The following is a 1156-nucleotide window of genomic DNA, read 5'->3' as shown; positions in this document are numbered from 1 at the left end:
GTCGTCGGGGGAGGCGCCAGCGGCGGTGTCGGTCTCGGGCGCGACGGCGGACTCGTCCGGGGCGAACTCGGGTGTGGGCAGCGACTCGATCGTCGCGAGAGCCGCGAACCCGGTGATGGTCAGCACGGTGTAGTCGCGACCGACGAGGTCGTGCACCACCGAGAGCCAGGCGGCGACGTCGCCGCCGTGCCGTTCGGGAGTCGTCACGATCAGCCCGCGGACCTCCGGGCGCAGCACGGCCAGTTCGCAGAGCAGGCGGACGCGCAGCTCGGTGGGCAGGGCGCTCAGGCGCGTCCGCTCGTGCTCGCGCAGGCCGATCTCGTCGAGCAGCAGGCGAGCCGAGGCCTTGTCGGCGCGGAGCCCGGCGAGGGCCAGTTCTTCTCGGGCGACCTGCACGACCGTGAGGGCCGCGAACGGTTCGGCGACGGTGGGGGTGTCGACGAGGGCGAAGGAGGCGCGGATCGCCACGTCGTCCGACCGGCCGTCGACCGTCACCCGGCCGGTCTCGGGGCGCATGCGGCCCCCCGCGACGAGCGACGCGAGGGTGGGCGCGTTCTCGGTCTCGACCGCCACGAAGCCGGGGGTCCAACGGTCGGCGACCGCGCTGAGCGGGGGCAGGGCCGCCCCGGGGCCGTCGCCGATCGCGACGTCGTGGAGTTCGAGTCTCATGCGGGTTCTCCGGTCGGGGGAGTCGAGGCGGCGCCGGTCGTCTGTTCGGGAGGGAGCGCGAGTTCCGGGGCCGTCGCGACGAGGTCTCCGGCGGTGCGCCAGTCGAGGCCGACGACGCCGAGCACCGCGAGCATGACGAGTCGGTGGCCCTCGGCGCGGCTGAGCCGCTGCGTCGTCGCCTCGTCGAGCACCGACAGCGCGGCACCCTCGACGAGGTGCGCGAGCGTGCGCGGAGCGATGTCGTCTCGCATGCGTCCGGTCTCGACGCCGCGCCGCACGACGTCGCGCACGGCCTTGCGGAGCGGGGCGAGCGCCTCGCCGACCTCGTGGGCCATCGGGCCGCGCACGGTCAGCTGGGCCATGACCCGCACGTGCTCGACCTCGGCCCAGAGCAGGGCGGCCAGCGAGGCGAGCTGCACGACCGGGTCCGCGATCGGGGCGGGTCGCGCGGCGACGGCGATGCGGGCGGCGCCGCGCAGGCTGACCT

The 1156-nt window shown here is 75.4% G+C and carries 2 protein-coding genes; both read right to left on the bottom strand.

Annotation, left to right across the window (positions count from 1 at the left end):
- Window positions 1–669: hypothetical protein (locus AEQ27_RS15010; RefSeq protein WP_054147405.1), on the bottom strand; the 669-nt coding region annotated here is incomplete at its 3' end.
- Window positions 666–1156 (bottom strand): hypothetical protein (locus tag AEQ27_RS17940; RefSeq protein ID WP_054147404.1); only part of this gene is annotated, 491 nt, incomplete at its 5' end. The genes AEQ27_RS15010 and AEQ27_RS17940, both read right to left, overlap by 4 nt.

The sequence above is a fragment of the Frigoribacterium sp. RIT-PI-h genome (assembly GCF_001297205.1).
In the GTDB taxonomy this organism is placed as follows: domain Bacteria; phylum Actinomycetota; class Actinomycetes; order Actinomycetales; family Microbacteriaceae; genus Frigoribacterium.
This window is presented reverse-complemented; position numbering and strand designations above follow the sequence as displayed.